Origin of the sequence: Thermovenabulum sp. (assembly GCF_049723235.1) — a bacterium.
GTDB lineage: Bacteria > Bacillota > Thermosediminibacteria > Thermosediminibacterales > Thermosediminibacteraceae > Thermovenabulum.
Map to the genome: position 1 here is coordinate 16005 of NZ_JBNARB010000007.1, position 22835 is coordinate 38839.

23 protein-coding genes are annotated in these 22835 nt (G+C 41.1%); 2 read left to right on the forward strand and 21 right to left on the reverse strand.

From position 1 onward, the window contains the following. Nucleotides 1–5 precede the first annotated feature (5 nt). From ACPLOV_RS05255 to ACPLOV_RS05270, 4 genes are all read right to left on the reverse strand, one after another. Nucleotides 6–560 carry a pyruvate kinase alpha/beta domain-containing protein gene (locus tag ACPLOV_RS05255; protein WP_424908906.1) on the reverse strand — a complete coding sequence of 185 codons (555 nt, stop codon included), beginning with the start codon at nt 558–560 and terminating at the stop codon, nt 6–8. Nucleotides 561–592: 32 nt separating this feature from the next. After that, a complete protein-coding gene (dapG, locus tag ACPLOV_RS05260; protein WP_424908905.1) occupies nt 593–1768 on the reverse strand; it encodes an aspartate kinase in 1176 nt (391 codons plus the stop codon). Nucleotides 1769–1778: 10 nt separating this feature from the next. After that, nucleotides 1779–2792, reverse strand: coding sequence for an aspartate-semialdehyde dehydrogenase (locus tag ACPLOV_RS05265; protein ID WP_424908904.1), 1014 nt, complete (start codon nt 2790–2792; stop codon nt 1779–1781). A 114-nt stretch (nt 2793–2906) separates the two neighbouring features. After that, a complete protein-coding gene (locus tag ACPLOV_RS05270) occupies nt 2907–3908 on the reverse strand; it encodes an aspartate kinase (RefSeq protein WP_424908903.1) in 1002 nt (333 codons plus the stop codon). 423 nt (nt 3909–4331) lie between these two features. Here ACPLOV_RS05270 and ACPLOV_RS05275 point away from each other — a divergent pair, with 423 nt between their 5' ends. Continuing rightward, nucleotides 4332–5786 (forward strand): sodium/proline symporter, encoded by a 1455-nt coding sequence (locus ACPLOV_RS05275; protein WP_424908902.1) that lies wholly within the window; start codon nt 4332–4334, stop codon nt 5784–5786. A 6-nt stretch (nt 5787–5792) separates the two neighbouring features. Further along, nucleotides 5793–6896, forward strand: a complete 1104-nt coding sequence (locus ACPLOV_RS05280) for a BPL-N domain-containing protein (protein ID WP_424910751.1) — start codon at nt 5793–5795, stop codon at nt 6894–6896. A gap of 56 nt (nt 6897–6952) precedes the next feature. Here the strand turns inward: ACPLOV_RS05280 and ACPLOV_RS05285 are convergent, their stop codons facing one another. The 17 genes from ACPLOV_RS05285 to ACPLOV_RS05365 form a co-directional block, all read right to left on the reverse strand. Continuing rightward, a complete protein-coding gene (locus ACPLOV_RS05285) occupies nt 6953–7774 on the reverse strand; it encodes a purine-nucleoside phosphorylase (protein WP_424910752.1) in 822 nt (273 codons plus the stop codon). Nucleotides 7775–7801: 27 nt separating this feature from the next. After that, nucleotides 7802–8971 carry a phosphopentomutase gene (locus ACPLOV_RS05290; RefSeq protein ID WP_424909541.1) on the reverse strand — a complete coding sequence of 390 codons (1170 nt, stop codon included), beginning with the start codon at nt 8969–8971 and terminating at the stop codon, nt 7802–7804. A gap of 15 nt (nt 8972–8986) precedes the next feature. Next, nucleotides 8987–10321, reverse strand: a complete 1335-nt coding sequence (locus tag ACPLOV_RS05295) for a pyrimidine-nucleoside phosphorylase (RefSeq protein ID WP_424909542.1) — start codon at nt 10319–10321, stop codon at nt 8987–8989. Nucleotides 10322–10343: 22 nt separating this feature from the next. After that, nucleotides 10344–10751, reverse strand: coding sequence for a cytidine deaminase (locus tag ACPLOV_RS05300; protein ID WP_424909543.1), 408 nt, complete (start codon nt 10749–10751; stop codon nt 10344–10346). 1 nt (nt 10752) lies between these two features. Beyond that, on the reverse strand, nt 10753–11472 hold the full coding sequence (locus tag ACPLOV_RS05305) for a GntR family transcriptional regulator (protein ID WP_424910753.1): 720 nt from the start codon (nt 11470–11472) through the stop codon (nt 10753–10755). Nucleotides 11473–11510: 38 nt separating this feature from the next. After that, nucleotides 11511–12743 (reverse strand): fucose isomerase, encoded by a 1233-nt coding sequence (locus tag ACPLOV_RS05310; RefSeq protein ID WP_424910754.1) that lies wholly within the window; start codon nt 12741–12743, stop codon nt 11511–11513. Nucleotides 12744–12769: 26 nt separating this feature from the next. Continuing rightward, complete coding sequence (locus ACPLOV_RS05315; RefSeq protein ID WP_083947372.1) at nt 12770–13654, reverse strand: ABC transporter permease; 885 nt, start codon at nt 13652–13654, stop codon at nt 12770–12772. 1 nt (nt 13655) lies between these two features. Beyond that, nucleotides 13656–14747: an ABC transporter permease gene (locus ACPLOV_RS05320; protein WP_424909547.1), complete on the reverse strand. Its 1092-nt coding sequence runs from the start codon at nt 14745–14747 to the stop codon at nt 13656–13658. Next, nucleotides 14744–16270 carry an ABC transporter ATP-binding protein gene (locus ACPLOV_RS05325; protein WP_424909548.1) on the reverse strand — a complete coding sequence of 509 codons (1527 nt, stop codon included), beginning with the start codon at nt 16268–16270 and terminating at the stop codon, nt 14744–14746. The genes ACPLOV_RS05320 and ACPLOV_RS05325 overlap by 4 nt, the downstream gene beginning before the upstream one ends. Before the next feature lie 63 nt (nt 16271–16333). Then, the gene (locus ACPLOV_RS05330; protein WP_424910755.1) at nt 16334–17431 is read right to left on the reverse strand and encodes a BMP family lipoprotein; all 1098 of its coding nucleotides are present in this window, start codon (nt 17429–17431) and stop codon (nt 16334–16336) included. A gap of 100 nt (nt 17432–17531) precedes the next feature. Then, on the reverse strand, nt 17532–18050 hold the full coding sequence (locus ACPLOV_RS05335; RefSeq protein ID WP_424910756.1) for a gamma carbonic anhydrase family protein: 519 nt from the start codon (nt 18048–18050) through the stop codon (nt 17532–17534). Between the two features lie 35 nt (nt 18051–18085). Then, nucleotides 18086–18931: a DegV family protein gene (locus tag ACPLOV_RS05340; protein WP_424910757.1), complete on the reverse strand. Its 846-nt coding sequence runs from the start codon at nt 18929–18931 to the stop codon at nt 18086–18088. Nucleotides 18932–18970: 39 nt separating this feature from the next. Continuing rightward, nucleotides 18971–19432 carry a 2-amino-4-hydroxy-6-hydroxymethyldihydropteridine diphosphokinase gene (gene folK, locus ACPLOV_RS05345; protein ID WP_424909267.1) on the reverse strand — a complete coding sequence of 154 codons (462 nt, stop codon included), beginning with the start codon at nt 19430–19432 and terminating at the stop codon, nt 18971–18973. Then, nucleotides 19396–20610: a dihydropteroate synthase gene (folP, locus tag ACPLOV_RS05350; RefSeq protein ID WP_424909270.1), complete on the reverse strand. Its 1215-nt coding sequence runs from the start codon at nt 20608–20610 to the stop codon at nt 19396–19398. The genes folK and folP overlap by 37 nt, the downstream gene beginning before the upstream one ends. Beyond that, a complete protein-coding gene (gene folE2, locus ACPLOV_RS05355; protein WP_424909266.1) occupies nt 20607–21383 on the reverse strand; it encodes a GTP cyclohydrolase FolE2 in 777 nt (258 codons plus the stop codon). Before folE2 ends, folP begins: the two co-directional genes overlap by 4 nt. Next, on the reverse strand, nt 21374–21742 hold the full coding sequence (gene queD / locus ACPLOV_RS05360) for a 6-carboxytetrahydropterin synthase QueD (protein ID WP_424910758.1): 369 nt from the start codon (nt 21740–21742) through the stop codon (nt 21374–21376). The genes folE2 and queD overlap by 10 nt, the downstream gene beginning before the upstream one ends. A gap of 86 nt (nt 21743–21828) precedes the next feature. After that, entirely contained in the window at nt 21829–22785 is a 957-nt protein-coding gene (locus tag ACPLOV_RS05365; protein WP_424910759.1) for a polysaccharide deacetylase family protein, read from the reverse strand. Between the last annotated feature and the right edge of the window lie 50 nt (nt 22786–22835).

Here is a 22835-nt window from a genome sequence, read left to right on the forward strand (position 1 = left end):
GCCTGTCAGTTCCTATTTTTTGGTTTACAAAGTATTTCACTTATCCATGTATCCATTATATTGGCGGCATGGGCGGGTTTCATAATTACGGCGGAATCCGCCCCTTCACTCGTGCCTCCAATTGCTATTATCTCTTCGCCGTAGGGAATTAACCCGGCATCCAGAGCCATTGTGGCCACTTCCACGCAAACTTTCACGCCCTGGCCAAACATTCTGAGGGTATTTGCAATTATCTCCACAGGATAAACCCCACCGAATTTTCTGCTAAGACCTCTCTCCGCACCTGAAAGGACATGGGTGGTGGTCAGCACCTTCACTCCTTTTTTTATCAATTCCTCCCTCAAATCTTCGGGAAATTCCATATCGCCGGGAGCCCTGAATCCACAGGCATGAGTTACTATGACAAGGTTAGCGTTTATATTTGCATCCACCAAAAGTTTTGCCGTCCTGCCTTCATTGGAGGCAGCGACAACATGCCTGATTCCCCTTTCCTCCACAGCTTTTTTCACTATTTCTACAGTTTTTTGCGTGTTTTCAGCTCCGGGTTTTTCGAAATACACCTTCCATTACCTCCCAATACTTTTTGTTATGATTATAGCTCAAACTTTTCATGCAAGGCAAGTACCGCTTTTTTTACATCCTCTTCTTTTATAAGGCAGGAAATGGTGGTATGGGAATCGGAAGTCTGCAGTATGTCTATATTCTCCTTTTTTAATGCTTCTATAATGCTGAGCATTACCCCGGGAATACCAGTCATTCCTCCTCCCACTACTGTTACCTTGGCAAGATTTTTTGTTATTTCATAGGAAACCCCTAAATCCTTGAGCACCTCTGCGGCCTTGGAAACTGCTTCTTCCGCCAAGGTAAATATCTTCACATCCGGAAAAATATTAATCATGTCAATACTTATTCCCTTTTTTGCCAGTTCTTTAAAAATCCTGGACTCTAATTCTTTATCATTGCTGGGGACTTTTATTTTAAGCTGGGCAATATGAGTAGCATGGGCAATACCCGTAACCACCCTTTCGGGGACCAATCTTATCAAAGTGCCCTGAGCATCGGAAAAAGTAGACCTTATTCTCAGGGGAATGTTATAATGCATTGCCAGTTCTACTGCCCTGGGATGTATTACTTTTGCCCCGTTATATGCCATTTCCGTTACTTCCCTGTAATTAACTTCATCGAGCATTTTGGCATTGCTTACTATTTTGGGGTCCGCCGTCATTATCCCCTCCACATCGGTAAAAATTTCTACACACTCCGCCTTCAATGCAGCTCCCAAGGCTACCGCCGTAGTATCGCTTCCTCCCCTTCCTAAGGTGGTTATATCCATTTCCCCGGTAACACCCTGAAACCCTGCGACAACCGGAATTATTCCTTCTTCTAATGCTTTAATTATATTATCGGGCTTTACATCCAGAATTTTCGCATTCCCGAAATTATCATCCGTAATTATCCCTGCCTGAAAACCGGTAAAGGCTTTCGCCCGGTAACCTTTATCTTGAAAAAGCGAGGCTATTACCGCCGCCGAAATTATCTCTCCACAGGAAATTAAAAGGTCTCTTTCCCTGGCTTCCACCTTTCTTCCGCTTAAAAGGGATAGCAGGGTATCGGTGGCATAGGGATCACCCATCCGGCCCATAGCCGATACCACCACAACGGTCTGGTATCCTTCATTTTTCCTGTTTAACGCATGTTTTATAACCAATTCTCTGGCACCCGGTGTTGCTACCGAAGTCCCCCCGAATTTTTGAACAACTACCCTCATTGAACCCACCTCAAATAAGATTCATATTAATTAATCTTTCGGCTATCTGGACGGCATTATATGCAGCACCTTTCCTAAGGTTATCAGCCACAATCCAGAGGTTAAGGCCGCTTTCCACTGTAAAATCCTGCCTTATCCTGCCTACAAAAACTTCATTTTTCCCGCTTATATAAAAAGGCATGGGATATACTTTGTTGGCAGGGTCATCCTGGACCACTACACCTTCGGCTTTCGATAGAATTTCTACAGCTTCTTCCCGGGTTATCTTATTATAAAACTCTACATTAACCGATTCCGAATGGCAATTCAAAACAGGAACCCTTACCGTAGTTGCGCTTACCTGAATGTCCTTATCTCCCATTATCTTTTTTGTCTCATGGACCATCTTCCATTCCTCGAGGGAATATCCGGTTTCATCAAAAACATCAATATGGGGAAGCAAGTTAAATGCTATGGGGTGCGGATATACTTTTGCTTCAGGAGTTTTCCCCCTCAAAATTTCTTCGGATTGAGCTTTCAGTTCATCGATTGCTTCAAGGCCGGTTCCGGATACCGCCTGATAAGTAGACACTACCACCCTTTTTATTCTTGCCCTGTCGTGAAGAGGCTTTAATACAACTACCATCTGTATTGTGGAACAGTTGGGATTTGCAATTAAGCCTTTGTGCCATAAAAGGTCCCTGGAATTTACCTCCGGAACTACCAGCGGAACGTCTTTTTTTAACCGGAAGGCATTGCTGTTATCAATTACCACCGCTCCTCTTTTAACAGCTTCGGGAGCCAAATTCAAGCTTATTTCTTTTCCTGCAGAAAACAGTGCTATATCAATACCTTCAAAATCTGAAGGCTGAGCTTCTTTTACCCGGTATGTCTTACCTTTGAATTCCAGCGAAAGCCCCTCCGATCTGGAAGAAGCCAGTAAAAGAAGGTTGTTTACCGGAAAATCTCTTTCTTCCAGCACTTTGAGCATGGTCCTTCCCACTGCGCCGGTGGCTCCGACAACGGCAACATTGTATTTTTTCATCCCATATCCTCCTTTTGATGAATAGTGTTGCTCATCAGCGTATATAAAAAAAATTTTAAAACATAACCAAAATCATGTCAATAAATATAATATGAAAAATTAGTTTAATTTGTTTCAAAAAGAGATAGCTTTTTTGTTAAAATCTTCTTCGTAAAACTCTTGATAAATTTTTAGTGCAGCTTCTTTGGCAGACCAGCGATTCAACTGGACTTTGTATGTGCAGTTGCCGAAACAAACCTCTTTATAATCGTACTGTTTTAAAATATTAATTACTTTCCTTTCTTCAGATTTACTCAGCCTGTTTTCTCTGCCAAAAATCAATGATAGCTCCTCATCTTTTATTACAATCCCGGTGATAGATTCTTTTGAATCGTTAAAGCCCACAAGGGTACCTTCCCCATCGCAAAAAGTAGATTTTACATAGAAGGGCATTTTAAAACTTTTTGCGTATTCCACCGCTTTGGGGTGCATCACTTTAGCTCCGCATACGGCCATGTTTATCATTTCGTCAAAAGACAGGTTTTTCAAAAATTTGGTTAAAGGATAAATAGAGGGATCAATAACAGCTACACCCGGCACATCGGTATATATTTCCACTACATCTGCTTTTAAATACCCGCCCAGCACGATAGCGGTAATATCGCTTCCGCCTCTGCCCAGAGTTGTAATTTCAAAGTCTTCAGTGCAACCTTGAAATCCTGCTACTACAGGAATTTTCCCCTCTTTAAGCAGCTTTTTTATCTTTTCGGTTTTTACCTCTTTTACAGCGGCATTAGAGAAATTGCTGTCCGTCGTAATACCCGCCTGAAAACCGGTTAAAGCCACCGCTTCATAACCTTCCCCTTCAAGCATAGCGCAAACAACCACCGAAGATATTATCTCTCCGCAGGACATCAAAAGATCTAAATTCCGCAAATTTGTTTTATTGTAATGCTGGAAGGCTAAATCCAGCAGGGTATCCGTAGCATAGGGATCGTTTTTCCTTCCCATAGCTGAAACCACCACTACCACATCGTTTCCCTCTTTTTTTGCTTTCACTATCTTGCTTACAGCCTTTTTCCTGTTTTCTAAGGTATTCAAAGATGATCCTCCGAATTTTTGGACCACAAGTGCCATAACCGTACCTCCTTTCGAAAATTAAACAAAATAATGTCTTTTTATCGTAGACAATTGTTTATAATATAAAAACATATTGGTATATTATATTCGACGCAAATTTAAAATATCCTTTTTTTGAAATTATTTTGCTATTCTGTATTTATATATTAAATTTCCTCATGAGTAATTATTTACAATTTTTTTACTATTAACTTGAAAATAATATTCAGGTTATTTATAATGATTGTATACAATAATATAGTTGTCCTTGTATATAACAATTGGAATTTATGAAGGCAATGAGGAGGTGATACCTTGGCACAATTATTTATCTATTTATTTCTGTTTTTTGTCCCATTGTTTATCAGTATAGTTATATCAATACTTTTTTTCACGGGAAAGTTTTATAATTTTAATTAATTAAATTGAGGGGGGATTTTCTTGATAAATTTAGTAATTTTTATTGCCTACCTTTTCTTATTGATTCTCATCGGCTTTATTACATACCTGAGGGCAAAATCCTACAGTGATTACACCATTGCCGGAAGAAGCAATAACAAATGGATAACAGCAATTTCAGCGGAATCTTCTGATATGAGCGGATGGTTGCTGTTAGGTTTACCTGGCATGGCCTTTGCGTCAGGATTTGGCTCCATCTGGGTAATTATCGGAATTTTGGCAGGTACCCTTTTTAACTGGATAATAGTTGCAAATCGTCTAAGAACAATAACCGAATACTACAATGCAGTAACATTGATCGATTATTTTGAAAAAAGATTAAACGATAATAAAGGAACAATCAGCCTTCTTTCAGGCATTATTATCATAGTTTTCATGATTATAAACTCTTCAGCAGAAATCATTGGAAGCGGTAAACTATTAAACGCCGCCTTTGGTTTCGATTATAATACCGGCATTTATATAGGTCTTGGCATTGTATTAATTTATACCTTCTTAGGCGGTTTTTTGGCAGTCAGCTGGAGTAATTTAGTTCAAGGGTCATTAATGTTCATCGCCTTAATATTGGTTCCTCTTGTTTCATTGTTTCATGTAGGTGGACTTAACAATGCAGTTTTAAATTTATTACAGCAGGATAAAAATTTCTTTTACTTTTTAAGTGGAAGTAAAGGATTCTGGCCAATTTTTAGTTTAATAATGGGTGGTATTGGAATAGGCATAGGTTACCCAGGACAACCTCATATATTGACGAATTTTATGTCCATAAAAGATCCAAAAGAGATAAAAGATTCTACTCTTATTGCAATGATATGGGTGGGACTCACCACATACGGAGCTGCCATAATCGGTATTTTAGGAAGGGCACTATATCCGGGAACTGAAGATCCGGAGCAAATATTTATAGTGTTATCTAAAAATCTATTTCCTAATTATACTCTCGGTATATTTGCCGCTGCTGTAATGGCTGCAATTTTATCTTCTGTAAGTGCATACCTACTGGTGGCTGCTGCCTCATTCGCATCAAATATATATACCCGATTCATTAAGGTTACGAGCGAAAACCAGCTGATTTTAGTCCAAAGAATTTCTGTAATTATAATCTCTGTATTGTCATTGCTAATGTCTTTATCAGGCGGCCTTGTTTTCAAAGTGGCTCTGTATGCCTGGGGAGGTTTAGCCGCCTGCTTTGGCCCCCTGGTAATTTTTTCTTTATACTGGCCAAAATTGAATAAACAGGGCGCTATAGGAAGCATGATTGTAGGAATGGTAACTATTCTTTTATGGTACAATCTTGGTTTATCCAATTATATTTACGAATTAATTCCGGGATTCACACTAAGTATTCTATCACTCCTAATTATTAGCAAGATAACCGGAGGTCCCGATAAAACTACCGAAGAAAAATTTTTAAATTATCTTTTAAATCAAAAGAGGTGATGCCATATGCCTCAAGAAAATTATATAATTGTCCCCATGGATAGATTGGGGGTAACCTGTGTTCAAAAAGACCTGGTAAAAACAATTAATATTATTAATTCTTTTATATCTCAAAAAAAAGATGTCTACTGGTTAACTTCCGAAGCCAAAATTCATACTGAAGAATTTCCCGAAGGACATTTTTTTGCTCCAGGAGCGTTTATTGTCAAAAAAGATACTGATATCATCGAAATATTGAAAAAAGGTGAAGTTTATTTCTCTGGAATAGTCTCAGATTTTAAAATAGAAAATAGTATAAGATTATCAAAAAAGAAGATAGCCCTTTATACCGGAAAAGGTGCAGCGGAGTTCTGCTTAAATCCATTGATTGAAGTAATTCGTGAAATGGGATTTAACTATGAAAATGTCAATGATCATGATATACGAAAGGGATTACTGGACTCTTTTGATATTCTCATCGTACCCGGCGGTCCCGACGCAGGAGAATCCTATTACCATGGCCTTGGCAACAAAGGATACAGTATATTAAAAGAATATATTTCTTCAAAGGGTAATTATTTGGGTATTTGCGCCGGTGCATATCTTCCTTTAACTTCTACTTCGGAAAACAATAGATTCTGGCTTAACCTCGTTGATGCCACTGATGAACAGGAATTGGACTACTGGCGGACAGGTACCGGTTTTTTACGAATAAAAATTATAGAAAATGCTCATCCCTTTGCTTTTGGTTTAACAGCAGGAAATATAAACACCTTAGACATGGTATACTGGGAAGGTCCGGCAATAAAGCCTTTATCCCCTAAGGTGAAATCTCTTGCGATTTTTGATGATTTTATTGCTTCAGGTACCAGCACCGATTATCCACGGTGGGACCTCCTCGACAATACTCCGGCTAAGGATGCTATTAATAATTGGTACAATATACTCACCAGGGAACGATTCAATAAATATTTAAAAAACTTTTCAGCAGTTATAGAAACAAGAATTAACAATAACAAGATTTTATTATATTCTCCCCATGCTGAATTTGGAAATATAGGAATTACACAAAGAAAATACAGCCAAGTTTACCTTTTAATTTCTAACGGATTGTTTTATCTAAGTTTTTAATCTTGAATCAAAAAAAGCCCCCGGGGTTTAACTGATTTAAACCCCGGGGGCTTTGTTTAATGAATTCTTTCTATAAATCTCAAAATTATATCGATAAATTTTTTGCCGGCTTTTTTTGAAATATCGAGCACCTCTTCATGGGAAAGAGGTTCTTTATTTATTCCCGCCGCCATATTTGTTATAAGAGAAACACCGAAAACCCTTATACCCATCTGTCTTGCCGCAATTACCTCGGGAACGGTGGACATCCCCACCGCATCCGCTCCAAGGATTTTAAGCATCTTTATCTCCGCCGGCGTCTCGTACGAGGGTCCTTTAAAAAAAGCATAAACCCCTTCTTTAAATTTTACTCCCGATTCTTCAAAGACCTGCCGGGCTATCATCCTTAATTTCTCATCATAGGCCAAGGTCATATCGAAAAATCTCGGTCCAAGCTCTTCTATTTCTTCACCAATTACGGGGTTTTCTCCGGTAAAATTTATATGGTCTTTTATTACCATAAGATCCCCCGGTCTTAAATCTTCATTTATTCCCCCTGCGGCATTGGAGACAATTAAAGTGTTTATGCCCAGTAGTCCGAGCACCCTTACGCCAAAAGCCACTTTATTTACAGGATAACCTTCGTAAAGGTGAAAACGCCCCTGCATCATAACTACATCCTTACCGCAAAGTTTACCGAATATCAGATTACCCCTGTGTCCCTTCACGGTGGAAGCGGGAAATCCCGGAATATCCCTATAGGGTATTATTACGGGGTCTTTTGCAAGATCTCCCAGTTCCCCTAAGCCGCTTCCCAGTATTATTCCTATTTCAGGTTTTCTATTAACCTTCTCCTTCAGAAAAGCAAGGGCATTAAAAAGTTCCTCTTTATAACTCATAGTCCAATATCCCGCCCTTTCGGCCTTTTATTTTATTTTATCAAAAAAGCTGCACCCGTGTTTTAAACGCTCACATTCCAGCATTTCCGCTACCGTTTGCCCTATATCCGAAAAGCTTTTCAATGTACCCAGATTTACCCCGCTTTTTAATTGCTGGCCGTACACCAGAACCGGAACGTACTCTCTGGAGTGATCGGTGCTTTCAGTAGTGGGGTCACAACCGTGATCGGCGGTGATAATAAGGCAATCGGCTTTTCTCATTTGAGAAAGAATTTCCGGTATTCTTTTATCAAACTCTTCTAAGGCTTTTGCATAACCTTCCGCGTTGTTTCTGTGTCCGTAAATCATATCAAAATCTACGAGATTTGTGAAAATAAGACCTTTTTTTGCCCTGCTCATTGCTTCAAGGGTTTTATCAACCCCATCCATATTTCCCTCCGTATGTATCTCCTGGGTAAGTCCTTTTCCTGCAAAAATGTCCCCTATTTTTCCGATTCCCCATACTTCATAGCCTTTATTTTTTACTTTATCCAGCAGGGTATCCTCCGGTGGCTTTAAAGAAAAGTCCTTCCTGTTATAAGTTCTTGTAAAATTACCGGGAGAGCCTACAAAAGGCCTGGCAATTACCCGGGCAACGGCGTGTTCTCCTGAAAGCAGTTCCCTTGCGATTTCGCAGTACCTGTAAAGCTCCTCGACTGGAATTACCTCTTCATGGGCAGCTATTTGAAAAACGGAGTCCGCGGAAGTGTAGACTATGGGATAGCCGGTCTTCATGTGTTCTTCGCCCAATTTTTTGATTATTTCCGTTCCGGAGGCGGGGTAATTACCCAGGATCTTTCTTCCTATCCTTTTTTCAAACTCTGAAATAATCTCCCCGGGAAATCCGTGGGGGTAGACGGGAAAGGGCTTTTCAAGTATGAGCCCCGCAATTTCCCAGTGGCCGGTTGTTGTATCCTTGCCCGCTGATTTTTCCGCTGCTTTTCCGTAAGATGCTATTGGGCTTTCAACGCTTTTTACACCCGGTATTTTTGCAATGTTACCCAGTCCCATTCTCTCCAAATTGGGTAAATTAAGTCCCCCAACTTTTTTTGCTGTATTTACCAGGGTGTTGCTTCCCTCATCGTTGAAAAGATTTGCGTCGGGAAGTTCACCAATGCCAACGCTGTCCAGAACTATGAGTATTACCCTTTCTATCACTTTACCTACCTCACTTCAGCTTTTATATTCTATAACTTCCTTACCGGTAATTTTCGCCCAGATTACGTTCCTTTTTGGCACGTATTCCCCGGTCAGGAGGAAGGATTCCTCAACTTCTTTCACCGCCCAGTTCAGCTTCTCCCTGTCATTGGCAAGAATACGGGCCAAGGGTTTATCCTTTTCGGCAAAATCTCCTACTTTTTTGTATATCCAAATTCCCACACCCAAGTCGATATTATCTTCCTTTTTCTGTCTGCCAGCACCTAATTTCATTGCCGTAAGTCCTAATCTCAGGGCATCAATTTCCTTAATGTATCCTTCTTTTCCGGGGTAAACCTCTAAGGTATACTTGGCTTTTGGCAAAAGGCTGTAATCCTCAATTACCCTTTCATCTCCGCCCTGAGCTCCTATGATTTCCTTTAGTTTAGTTAGAGCCCTGCCGTTTTTCATGTTCTCCTTCAGAGCATTTTCCGCTTCCTCTTTTTCTTTGTATTGCCCGGACAAAAGGAGCATTTCGGAACCCAGTTCAAGGCAAAGTCTAACCAGGTCCTCATGCCCATTTCCTTTTAAGGTCTCAATAGCTTCTATAACCTCAATGGAATTTCCAATTGCAAGACCCAGAGGCTGATCCATATCCGTTACAAAAGCCACTGTTTCCCTTCCTGCAAGATTTCCTATCTTTACCATGAGTTCGGCGAGAGCCTTAGCTTCTTCATAGGTCTTCATGAAAGCCCCCCGCCCGAATTTTACATCGAGCACTATTTTATCCGCCCCGCCCGCAATTTTTTTACTCATAATGGAGCTTGCTATCAAGGGTATCGAATCTACAGTGGCCGTAACATCCCTTAAGGCGTATAGTTTTTTATCTGCAGGGACCAAATTTTTCGATTGCCCCGTTATTGCCGCCCCTATCCTGTTTACATTTTCGACAAATTCATCCTGAGAAAGTTCCACTTTAAAGCCGGGAATCGATTCCAATTTATCAATGGTACCTCCTGTATGCCCGAGCCCTCTGCCGGACATTTTGGCAGCCTTTACCCCGCAGGAAGCCACAAGGGGTATAAGCACCAGTGTAGTGGTATCCGCTATTCCACCGCTGGAGTGTTTATCTACTTTTATTCCGTCTATTTTTGATAGGTCCACCATTTCTCCTGAAGAGGCCATAGCCAGTGTAAGATAGGTGGTTTCTTCTTCATCCATGCCCCGAAAATAAACGGCCATCAAAAATGCTGCTATCTGATAATCGGGAATTTCCCCCTCTACGTAACCCTTTATCAAAAATTCAATTTCTTCCCTTGAAAGTTTTTTTCCCCTTTTTTTCTTTTCGATTATTTCGGGAACAAAAATCATACCATCACCTTCTTTACCAAATTTACAGGGTAAAACCGTAGGGTAAAAGTTCTTCGGGAGTGGTTTTAATCACCCGGGAGCCATCCTTATTGGACAGTAGAATTTTTGCCCCTTTTGCCAGTTCGAGAATTACCTGCCGGCACGCACCGCAGGGTGACACCGGCTCATCCACATCTGCAATTACCGCTAATGTTTCAATACGCCTTTCCCCTTCCGAAAGGGCTTTAAAAAGAGCCACCCGCTCGGCACATACCGTAAGGCCAAAGGAAGCGTTCTCAATATTACAGCCGGTATATATTTTACCTTCTTTTGTTAAAATAGCGGCACCCACCTTAAATTTTGAATAGGGCGCATAGGCTTTATCTTTGGCTTCCAGCGCCTTAGAAATCAAATCCCTTTCTTTTATAGTTAAATCCTGAATAGAAAACATCCTACACCCTCTTTCTCACTATGTAAAACCTGAATTTTTCCGGTGAAAAGTAATTGGAAGAATAAAATATGGGATTATTATTTTCATCAAAATGCAGCTGCTCCAGTAACAGTAATACACCGGAAGCGGACTTCATCTCGAGCTTTTTATAAATATTCTTCACCTTAGCTTTTACGGGAATAACATCGGAAACTGCATAAGCTATATAGATGCCCAGATCCTCCTGCAGGTATTGAAAAAGGGATTCCTTATTGAAATTGAACTCTTTTTTTACATATTTTGCCGGAATCCTGTCTATGCAGTAAAGCACCGGAATATCATCCGCAGTCCTCACCCTCTGAATCCTGAATATATTGTCTTCTACAGGTATATTCATTAAAGCAGCTTCCTTTTCTGTGGGTTTTACCCTTTCAATCAACACGTCTTTTGTCCCCGGCCGCATGCCCTGTTTTTCTATTAACCGGGTAATGCTTATTAGCTCTTCCATACCGCTTTTTATGACCCGGGGCCTGGTAACAAAAGTTCCCACACCGTGGTATCTTTTTACATATCCTTCATCTTCCAGAATCCTGAGGGCTTCTCTCAAAGTTGCACGGCTTACCCCCAATTTCTTTGAATACTCTATTTCCGAAGGCAGTCTTTCTCCTTCTTTTATTTCTCCTTTTTCTATCATCTCTTTTATTTTATTTAATACGTATTCAAATTTCGCAGGATGATTCACAAAACCGCAACCCCTTTTAAAAATATTATATATTAATATTATAATTTTACATTTAAGCCTTTAATGGCAATCAAATCTTTAATGGATTCGGTATGGTCCCCCAGAATTATCACCTGATGGTTTCCCAGGGTTCCCGATAAGAAATCCTCCACATCCTTTTCCAAATACACCTCAATTTGGGTTCTGCACCGGAATTCGCTTTCAGGATTATCCACTATTTTCCCTTTTGCAAAGGAAACCTTTGAAAGGTCTTCCCCGCCGAATTTTAAAATGGTTACCCTGCCTTTTTCAAATTCTCCCCTTATCCCCACTCCCATCCCGGACTCAAAATGAGAGCGCAATATATAATTTTTTACGGCTTTTGTAGGAACCGTGCAATGGGCAAAAATTATCGTATTTTTTTTGACATCGACGGATGAAGGATTCGCCATAAAGGGAATCTCCCCGGTCAAAAGGTAAGAAATATACATGGAAAAGGTGGAGGGTAAATCGCCTTCGCAACCCGCTATAATGCCTTCATCGGTCAACCGGGAGAGCGCGGGACATCCGGTAATCCCGTATTTCATTAAAAGGTCGAAACATTTCAGGGTTAAAGCATTTAACCTGTATTTTTCGGTTAAAGACTTCAGGGCATTGTACACCCTGTGAGAATTCACTAAATCCCTTTCCTCCGGCTCCATCCTTTTTAATGCTTTGTCAAAATATCCATCGTAGTCACCCTGAGAACTTTCTAAGGTTTTATAAAATTCCTCCATGGTTATATCTACAATATTTAAACCCCAGCGCCTTTTTACTCCCTCGTAGTCTACTGCACTGGAAATAAGCCAGCCGGAAGGCCCCCCTATACTTCCGATGTTAGAAAGAGCCACTTTTGATATGGTTTTCGTTATTTGAGATAGTCTTTTAATTTTATTCAGTACCTGATCTTTGTCGTTGTAGAGAAGATATGCCTTTTCCTTTTTATATTCGCTGACAAAAGACATTATCTCCAAGGAAGCGGCGAGGGAATTGTTTATATCCTCCGCAAGGAGAATTACCGGCCTGGGAAGGTAATCAAATATGTTTTTGAACTTTTCTTCCGTCCCTCCCGTCATTATCCATACCAGTGTCAAATCCTTCGACCTATTGGCAAATTCATCGTTTATTTCCCCGTAATCAAAATAGGTTACTTCAAAATTTTCATTAAAAAGCGTATAGGTTTTTGCAAGGCTTTCCTTTACCTTTTCTTCTCCGTGAAGAGGGGACATCAATTGTATGACATTCAATCTCATACCCTTAAGCCCTCCCTTAAAATATTTTATTTTGTCCCTCTCTCGTAAGGCACACCGTCAGCAGCAGGCGGAGTGGATTTTCTTACCACACCGGCCAGCACCGCCAGTGTCAAAACGTACGGGATCATTTTTATGAACTGGTAGGGAATCACCGCATTCTGCACTACCCTGAAACTTAAACTTTCTGCAAAACCAAAGAGTAATGATGCCCATAGGGCCCCTTTTGGAGTCCAATTGCCAAAGATCATTGCGGCAAGGGCAATATATCCTTTGCCCTGAGTCATTCCTTCCACGTACATCCCGGTATGTTCCAGAGCTAAATACGCTCCTGCAAGACCTGCCAGCACTCCGCTTATAATTACTCCGGCGTATTTCATCTTAAAAACGTTAATTCCGAGAGTATCCGCCGCCAGAGGATTTTCACCAACAGAACGCAGCCTTAAACCGAAGACGGTCTTTTCCAGAATGTATCCGGCTACAGGCACCAGAATGAGGGCTAAAATTATTACAGGTGAAGTCTCCCCCAGCAGAGGAATCTTTAACTTGAAAAGCCCGTTTACATGGGGAGTTGTAGTGGCCATTTTGAAAAACGCCTGACTCAAAAATCTGGAACTTCCGTAGGCTAAAATATTAAGGGCTACACCGCTTACAATCTGATCCACTCTGAATGTAACCGTGGCTATTGCATGAATCAAGGCCAAAAAAGCACCCGCCGCCATTGCAAATAAAAATCCCACATAAGGTCCAAAATAATAGGATCCGAGGGCACCCCAGAAGGAACCCACTATCATCATGCCTTCCAGTCCTATATTCACAACACCTGCTCTTTCGGTATATACCGCCCCAATTGCCGTAAGGATGATGGGTACCGCCATTCGGAGTGATGACGCTATCAACTCGATCAAAAACAATTTAAGCCACCCCTTTCTTCTCTATGCGACGGATATAGTCGTTCATCACTTTATTGATGACAACAATGGAAAGAATCATCAGAGCCTGCAGTATTACGATTGTATCCATTGGGACGTTCAGCAGGGTCTGTATTCCCTCGGCTCCTCTCTTTAAAAAGCCAAAGAGTATGGAAGCCGCTATTATCCCGAAGGGGCTGTTCTGCCCTATAAGGGCAACGGCTATACCGTCAAATCCATAGCCTCTTGGGAAATCCAGGTCCATATAGCCGAAATATCCCATTAGGTCTGAAAGCCCTACGAGACCCGCTATAGCTCCGCTTAACAGAAAGCCTTTATAAAATACTTTTTCCGGATTTATTCCCGCTGTCCTGGAGGCATCGGGATTTTGCCCCACACAGCGAAGCTCAAAACCGAACGGGGTGTAATAAAGCATGTAGTATACAGCAAAAGCCAGAAGGATTCCCAGCGGGAAAAACCAGTTTAGATACACGTGTTTCGGAAGATTCACACCAAAAAGGGCTAAAAGTCCATGCAGTTTCGGTATCAAAGCTGTGGGCAATAATTTCGGTGTCCTGATGAGAAGTTTCTGGCTCCTGTCCAGGAATACCTCGGAAATTAAAAAGTGAATTAAGGAGTAGGAAATATAGTTTAACATTATAGTGCTTATTACTTCATGTACCCCTCTTTTTATTTTTAAATACACCGGGAGGTAGGCCCACAACATTCCTCCGATGACCCCGGATAGGATAACAAGGGGTATATGGATTACTGCGGGTAGTCCTTTTAATGAAAAGCCTGCAAGGGCTGCAAGAAAGGTACCGATTAAATACTGTCCTTCAATACCTATATTGAAGAGTCCCATTCTGAACCCTATGGAAACCGCAAGTCCCGAGAATATCAATGGCGTTGAATTGTAAAAAATTATTGCAACGCTATCCAGCCTTCTGAAGGAAAACCTGAACATGGTGTAAAAAACCTCTATGGGATTTTTCCCTATGGCCAGAATCACCAGAGAACTTAAAAAAGCTGCAACAACTATTGCCAAAACGGGAGAAATTATTTTTAATATCAATACGCTGTAATTTCTCTTCATGACGCTTCACCAGCCTTTTCATGAGCTCCAAGCATATAAAGGCCTATTTCGTCCAAGGAAACCTCCTGTGGCTCGAATTCGGCGACTATTTTGCCTCCGTACATTACTCCCACCCGGTCTGAAAGCGAGAGCACTTCGTCTAAATCTGCGGATATCAGCAAAATTGCCTTACCTTCTTTTCTGAGCCTTAATAGCTGGCTGTAAACAAATTCCGAAGCCCCGATGTCAAGTCCCCTTGTAGGCTGGGCGGCAATAATGAAGACCGGATTTTGAGACAGCTCCCTTCCCAGAATAACTTTTTGCTGGTTACCGCCGGATAGGCCTTCCACCGCCTGTCGGATAGAACTTAAAGAAACGTGGTACTCCTCAACAACGTTTCTGCAGAATCTCTCCGCATTTTTTACATCCAAGGAGGGAGCCCTGTAAAATTCCTTTTTTCTATGAAGCCCCAGGACTGCATTTTCCCATACCTTCATCGGAAGCACCAGCCCCTGTTTATGCCTGTCTTCGGGGATAAAGGCTATGCCCAGATCCCTTCTTTCCCTTATGGATAAATCCTTTACGCTTTTTCCCAGCACCTTTATGTCGCCCTCATCAGCCCTTCTCAAGCCGATTATTGCTTCGGCTAATTCTTTTTGGCCATTGCCCTCTACACCGGCAATACCGTATATCTCTCCGGCCCGTATTTTAATGTTTACACCTTCCACTACCGGCCGCCCGTCCCTATCTTTTACCTGGAGGTTTTCTAAGGAAACCACCACTTCCCCTTTTTCCACTTCTTCCCTATCCAGTTTCAGAAGCACCGGCTTACCAACCATCATTCTTGCCAGTTCTTCTTTATTTACCTGTTGAGGCTCTACCGTTCCTACTACCTTCCCTCTTCTTAAAACCGTTATTTTATCCGCTATTTCCAGCACTTCATCCAGTTTATGGCTAATAAATATTATGGTTTTTCCTTCTTCTTTTAACCTCCGCAAATTGACGAACAATTCTTTTACTTCCTGGGGTGCAAGAACAGCCGTGGGTTCATCGAGAACCAGGATATCGGCGCCTCTATAAAGAACCTTTAATATTTCTACCCTCTGGGCCATCCCCACGGATATGTCTTCTACCTTAGCCTTGAGGTCTACCGAGAAATTATAGAGTCTGCATAAATTCTCAATAGCCTTTTTGGATTCTTCCCAGTCTATGGTAAAACCCTTTTTCCTTTCCGCGCCGAGAATAATGTTTTCCAGGACGGAAAATCTGCCGACCAGCATAAAATGCTGATGAACCATTCCGATTTTAAGTTCAATGGCCCGGTTAGGAGAAGATATCCTTTCCTTTTTCCCGAAAATGAATATCTCGCCTTCATCAGGCTGGTAAAGTCCAGAAAGAATCTTCATGAGCGTGCTCTTGCCGGCACCGTTTTCACCGACAATAGCGTGAATTTCCCCTTTATCCACTTCCAAATTAATGCGGTCATTGGCGACTATACCCGGAAAACGCTTGGTAATGTTTTTAAGCACAATCGCTTTTTCCAAGATTTCACCTCATTTGCAAAATATTTAAAAAGGGGTGACATTACGTCACCCCGCAGGTAACAATTATTTTAACCCTTTTACAAATTCTTCGTATTGTTTTTTGTCTGCGGGCACCTTAATTTCGCCCTTTACGATTTTATCTTTAATTTCATCTAATTTTGCAGTAATATCGGAAATCATGTTCTTATTGTAATCATTCAAAGCGTATCCTACGCCATCTTCTGCAAGTCCGAAGACTCTGTATCCACCTTTGAAGTTACCTTCCACGTAATCCTTTATAGTGTCGTAAACGGCTACATCCACCCTCTTTAACATGCTGGTCAGGATGTAGGGTCTTTGTTCTTCCTTTGCGGTTAAGGATTGATCGGAGTCAACGCCGATTGCAAACTTCTTTTCTGCAGTGGCAGCTTCTATAACGCCAATACCGGAAGCTCCGGAAGCGTGATATACCACATCCGCGCCTGCCTTAAACTGCTTTAATGCAAGTTCCTTACCCTTTACGGGGTCCTTGAAAGCCTCACCGGTGGTGCCGATGTAGTCGGAAACTATTTCAACTTTGGGATTTACGTATTTTGCACCGGCCATATAGCCTGCTTCAAATTTTTCAATCAAAGGAATCTTCATACCGCCTACAAAACCAATTTTTCCAGTCTTAGATTTTAATGCAGCGGCAGCACCTACCAGGAAAGAACCTTCCTCTTCTTTAAATTGCAGGCAGGCTACATTAGATTTTTCGTCAAGACCTTCGATAAAACCATCAATCAATCCAAATTTTACATCGGGGAATTCCTTTGATACCTTGGCAATATGATCGGTAAACATAAAACCTACGCCGAAGATTAAATTATATCCATCTTCAGCAAGAAGCCTTAAAAGCTGCTCCCTGTTTTCTCCACCTGCGGAAGGCTCCAAGTATTTTACCTCGATCTTATCTCCAAATTCCTTCTGGGCTCTTTCCAAACCGGCATAAGCGCTGTCATTAAAGGAAAGGTCCCCTCTTCCACCCACGTCGAAAACAAGACCTACTTTAATCTTTTTGGTTTCTGCAGGCTGTTGCTGCTGTTGCTGAGGCGGTTGAGCTTCTTTCTTGGCGCAGCCAGCAAAGGCAAAAACCGCCATTAATACCACGAGCATCAAGGCTATTATCTTTCTCATTTTCATATATTTATACCCTCCCGTTTATTTATGTAAATTATTTTTAAAATAGTAAAACTTTTACCCCCTTTCGCAAGGTTGTCTGACGTCTAACATCTTCATTTTATCAATTAGTAAATTCACCTGTCAAGAAAATTTTTGAAAGTATCACATAATCCCGGGTATTCTTCCTGATAGAATTTAAATATTCTTCCGTTAGCTCGGTTACTACTTTTGCAGGAGAACCGACTGCAAGGCTCCTGGGTGGAATTACCTTCCCGCTGGGTACCAGCGACCCTGCCGCCACCAATGCCTCTTCTCCGATTTGTGCCCCATCCAGAATTATTGCGCCCATTCCTATTAGAGCTCCATCCTTTATTGTACACCCGTGGAGTATTGCATTATGCCCGACGGTAACATTTTCTCCCACCACGCAGGGATTGTTCTCGGTAACATGCAGTACGCAACCGTCCTGAATATTGGAATTTTTCCCTACTTTAATATAGTTAATATCACCCCTTAAAACAGCCCTGAACCACACGCTGGAATTTTCCTCTAACATTACATCGCCGATTATATCCGCAGAATCGGCTACGAAGGATGTGGGATGAATTGATGGTTTTTTATCTTTAAAGGTTATTATCACTGACGACTGCCTCCTTAATTTGTAGTTTTCAATATTTATGCGTTCTGGAAAAACAGTGCCACCGTGCCCGGGCCCGAATGGGAGCCTATAACAGGGCCTATCCAGGAAATCATAATTTGCTTTACATTAAATTCCCTTTTCATTGCATCGGCAAGTTCTAAAGCCAGTTCCTCATTATCTCCATGGCTTATCCCTATTAACTGATTCTCCAGATTTTTCCCTCTCTCGGCAGCTATTTCAACCATCCTTTTTACCACATTTTTTCTTCCCCTGACTTTTTCCAGAGGGAAAATCGCTCCATCAACAATATGCAGTATAGGTTTAATGTTTAAGAGCCCTCCTATAAATGCCTGAGCTCCGGATATCCTGCCTCCCCTTTTTAAAAATTCCAGGTCATCTACTGTAAAAATATGTTCCATATGATGAGCGTAAAATTCTATTTCCCGGGAAATTTCGTCAAAATCCCTTCCTTCTTCTGCCATTTGAGCGGCTTTGTAAACGACAAGCCCAGTCCCTAAGCTGGCACACTTTGTATCTATAACCTTTATGTGGTCGGCCTTTACAGTTTCCTTGGCCATCAGTGCCGCCTGGTAACTGCCGGTCAGTTTTGAAGAAAGCCCCAGGACTATGCCTTTTTTACCTTCCTTCCGCAACTCTTCAAAACAGTTGATAAATACATTCACCGGAACCTGAGAAGTTACAGGAATTATCTCTCCCCTTCTCATCTTTTCGTAAAATTCTTTGATATCAAGATAAGAGATATCCTCACCGGGATTGTCTTTTAATGATACGGGCATTTTTAATCGTATTACGGGTAATTTATTTACCACCTCTTCCGGCAGGTCGCACGAGGTGTCGGTTATAATGACAGTTTTTGACATAAAAACATACCCCCTCAAAACTTTTAAAACCTTTCTGGTTTATTTTGAATCTAAACTCTTTAATATTTCTTTAACCGTTATTTTAAAAACCGGATGGACGAAATCCGCCGCAATCTGGGCAAGGGGCTTTATTACAAAAATCCTGTTGTGGGCATCGGGATGAGGTATTTTTAAATCTTCTTCATTTAAGATTAAACCATTGTAAAAAATTATATCTAAGTCAATGTTTCTCGGTCCCCATTTTATTTTTCTCTCCCTGCCCATTTCTTTTTCAATTTCTTGAAGGGTATTTAAAAGCTCTCTCGGAGAAAGCAGGGTTTCTGCCTGCAATACGGCGTTTAAAAACCTGGGCTGGTCTATATAGCCGTAAGGTTCTGTTTCTATAATATCGGAAATTTTTACTACTTTTATGCCCCTGTACCTTATTTTCTCTATTGCCGTTTTAATATTTGCCTCCCTGTCCCCTACATTGCTTCCAAGGGCGATGAATACATCTGGCATTTTACCGCCTCCAGCATCTTTAACACTCTTTTATTTTCCTTAACATCGTGCACCCTTATTATATCTACTCCGCAGAGCGAGCACATCGCTGTAATAGCAAGAGTTCCTTCCAGCCTATCCTCCGGGGAAATATCCCCCAGGGTTTTGCCTATAAAACTTTTTCTTGAATGTCCAATCAGAATCGGTTTTTTCAGGCTCTTTAGCTCCCTTATCCTGGACAATATCTCCAAATTATCCTCATACCTCTTACCAAAGCCTATCCCCGGGTCTAAAATTATTTTTTCGGGGTCCACTCCTTTATCTGCTGCAGCCTGAATTTTTTCATAAAAATAAGCTGTTATTTCGTTTATTACATCTTCATAAAAGGGATTCTGCTGCATATCCTTGGGCGTGCCTTTAATATGCATCAAAACATAGGGAGCTTTTGTATCTGCCACCACATCTAAAATCCTTTCATCAAAGGAAAAACCGCTGATATCATTTACCATATCCGCACCGTTTTCTAAGGCTTTTTGAGCCACCCCCGCCCTGTAGGTATCCACCGAAATAAATGCTCTTGGGAAACTTTCCCTTAAAGCCTTGATCGCGGGAATAACCCTTTTTTGTTCTTCTTCTTCATCCACCGGCTCCGAACCCGGTCTCGTAGAAAGTCCGCCGATGTCAAGAATATCCGCACCCTCTTCTATCATCTTTTCTGCGGCAGCAAGTACCTCTTCCACGCTCTTTTTCCTCGATTCCGGGTAAAAAGAGTCCGGGGTTACGTTTATTATCCCCATAACAAGTGTATTGTTTAAATATACTTTTCTGCCCCAGGGGCTTATTAAAAGTTCTATCCTTTTTTTATTAAAAAACTCCTCTAAGTCTTTTTTTATCTCCAAGAGGCCAAAAAAGGGCATTTTGCTCAGTTTTTCCATGAGTCCTTCGTAATGCTTTTTAGTTCCGAAAAGTAAAATATCGGATCGTTCTACCTTGCCGTCGATTACATTTTTATGTACCGCCGCATCGCCACCGAGAGCCAGCATTTCCTGCTTGATGATATTGGCTGCAGGAAAGGGTACCCCAAAAAGTTTTAAGGGTATGATATTTTGTTTTTTCTCAAAAATTTGAATTGAATCGGGATGAACTCCTATTCTATTCATTTCCTTTCTCAGGTATTTCTGTGTAATTTCGAGGATCAATTCATCCACCCCTTTTCCACGCAGGCAAAAGCCTGATGATTGTGTATGCTTTCAAAACTTGTGACCTCCACCCGGTACCACTCGATGCGCTCATCTTCCTCCAACCGCAAAGCAGCGTCCCTGGTCACATCTTCCACGAATTTCGGATTTTCAAAGGCTTTTTCGGTAATATACTTTTCATCCGGTCTCTTCAGGAGCGTGTATATGGGACAGCTGGCACTGCTTTCCGCAATTTCAATCAGGTCCTCAAACCAGATCATTTTTTTTGACCTGGTAAGTATATCCACCTCAGCCCTCTGGTTATGAGCACCTTCCTGGCTTATCTCCTTGGAACAGGGGCACAGGGTGTGCACCGGCACTTTCACACCTGTAAAAATTTTATAACTATCGGACAGCTCGGCGTAAATTTTTGCACACACCTCCAGAGGAGATTCGCTTTTTGTAACGGGGGCTTCCTTCCATATAAAATAAGGAATTAACAGTTCTATATGGGCAGAGTTCGCCCCCAGCTTTTCTTTTATTTCGACAAGAATATCCTCTATACCTTTTGGACTCAATATTTCGAAATTTTTCAATACCTCTACAAACCTGCTCATATGGGTACCCCTTATATCCCTGTGAAGATCTGCCGAAATGGTAATATTAGCGACGGTATACTGAAAGCCCCTCTTCTTATCCTGCACCTTCAGAGGCCATTTTAAACCCTTTATTCCCACCTTTTTTAGAGGCACCATTCTTTCATCCTTTTCCGACTGCACATCCTTTAATTGCAACTCTTTTCACCCCTGTAAACAACCCCGCAGTCTGTCGTTTCCCAAACTTGTACTTCGTAAAGGCAGCAGTTGTCCCTTTTTAATGCATCGTATAGTTCTTTGAAAATGTATTCCGCTATATTTTCAGCAGTAGGCTGGGGTATTATCTCGTTGATATAACTATGGTCGAATTTTTTCAAGACCCTGTCTTCTACGATTTTTTTAAGTTCCACAAAATCGATTATCATCCCTTCTGAATCGGGCGTTCCCTGGATTTTTACCACCAGCTTATAGGTATGCCCGTGCAATCTTTCGCACTTTCCCCTGTACGCGGTCAGGTTATGGGCCGCATCGAATTTAAACTCGCGTATTAAAATCATTTTCTCACCTCTTTAAAATACCTTTTTTATATTATAGCATTTCAAATCCATATAATGCCATATTAAACTAAAATAAAAAGCAGCGTTCATCGCTGCATCACATAATTTTCTATAAATTCCATATTTTTTTCATTAATTGTATCAAATTTAAAACCTTCACTTTTTAAAATTTTTATTATCTCCGGCAAAATCTCTACAGTTAGATTTTTTGAATCGGTATCGTGAAGAAGCACTACCGCTATTTTTTTATTCTTTACTCCTCTTTTTAAATTTTCCAGCATGGTTTGTTTATCGGGATAGGGCATTGTCGCATCTCCCGTCACCACATTCCAATCTATATAATGATACCCCTCTTCCTTCACCTTCTTTTTGATCTGGGCCATAATTCCTGCAGGGCCGGTTTTCAAATAAACGGTGTTTTTGGACCCTCCGGGAAATCTGATAATTTTTGGCCTTACACCCGTTAAATTATATATTAAATCCTCCTGCTTTTTTAAGTCACTCATAAAGGCGTCCACCGAGGTATATATCTTATCGTATCTGTGGCTGAAGGTATGATTTCCCAGGGAATGCCCTTCTTCATAGATCTTTTTTATCACCGTATTTTCGCTTTCTTTATAACCCACAAGAAAAAAGGTCGCCTTTATTCCCTCTTCTTTTAAAATCTCCAGAATTTTTTCCGTGTTTTTACTGGGGCCATCGTCAAAGGTAAGGTAGGCTATTTTATCTTTGATTTTTCTACCGCTTTCACTCTTCGTATCTTCTTCCTCAATAGCAAAATTCTTTCTTTCAGGAAAGAGCCTATTATATATTATGGTGTTTACTTCACCAAAATAGTAATCTTCAAAACCTTCTTTGGTTTTATTTCCCGCGGTTTTATTTTTTGAATCGGTTGAACCATCTACAACTCCTCCCGGGGAGAGGACTTCTCTTGTATTTCTGCTTTCTGAAAAGGCATAAATAAACCCCATTAAAAATCCAAAAATCACGCATAATATTACCGCAATTGCAATATAAAAATAATTTTTACCTGTCTTTTCCATAATCCTTGCCCTTCCCCTCTACCTTCATTTTAACATCCCCGGGAAGACAA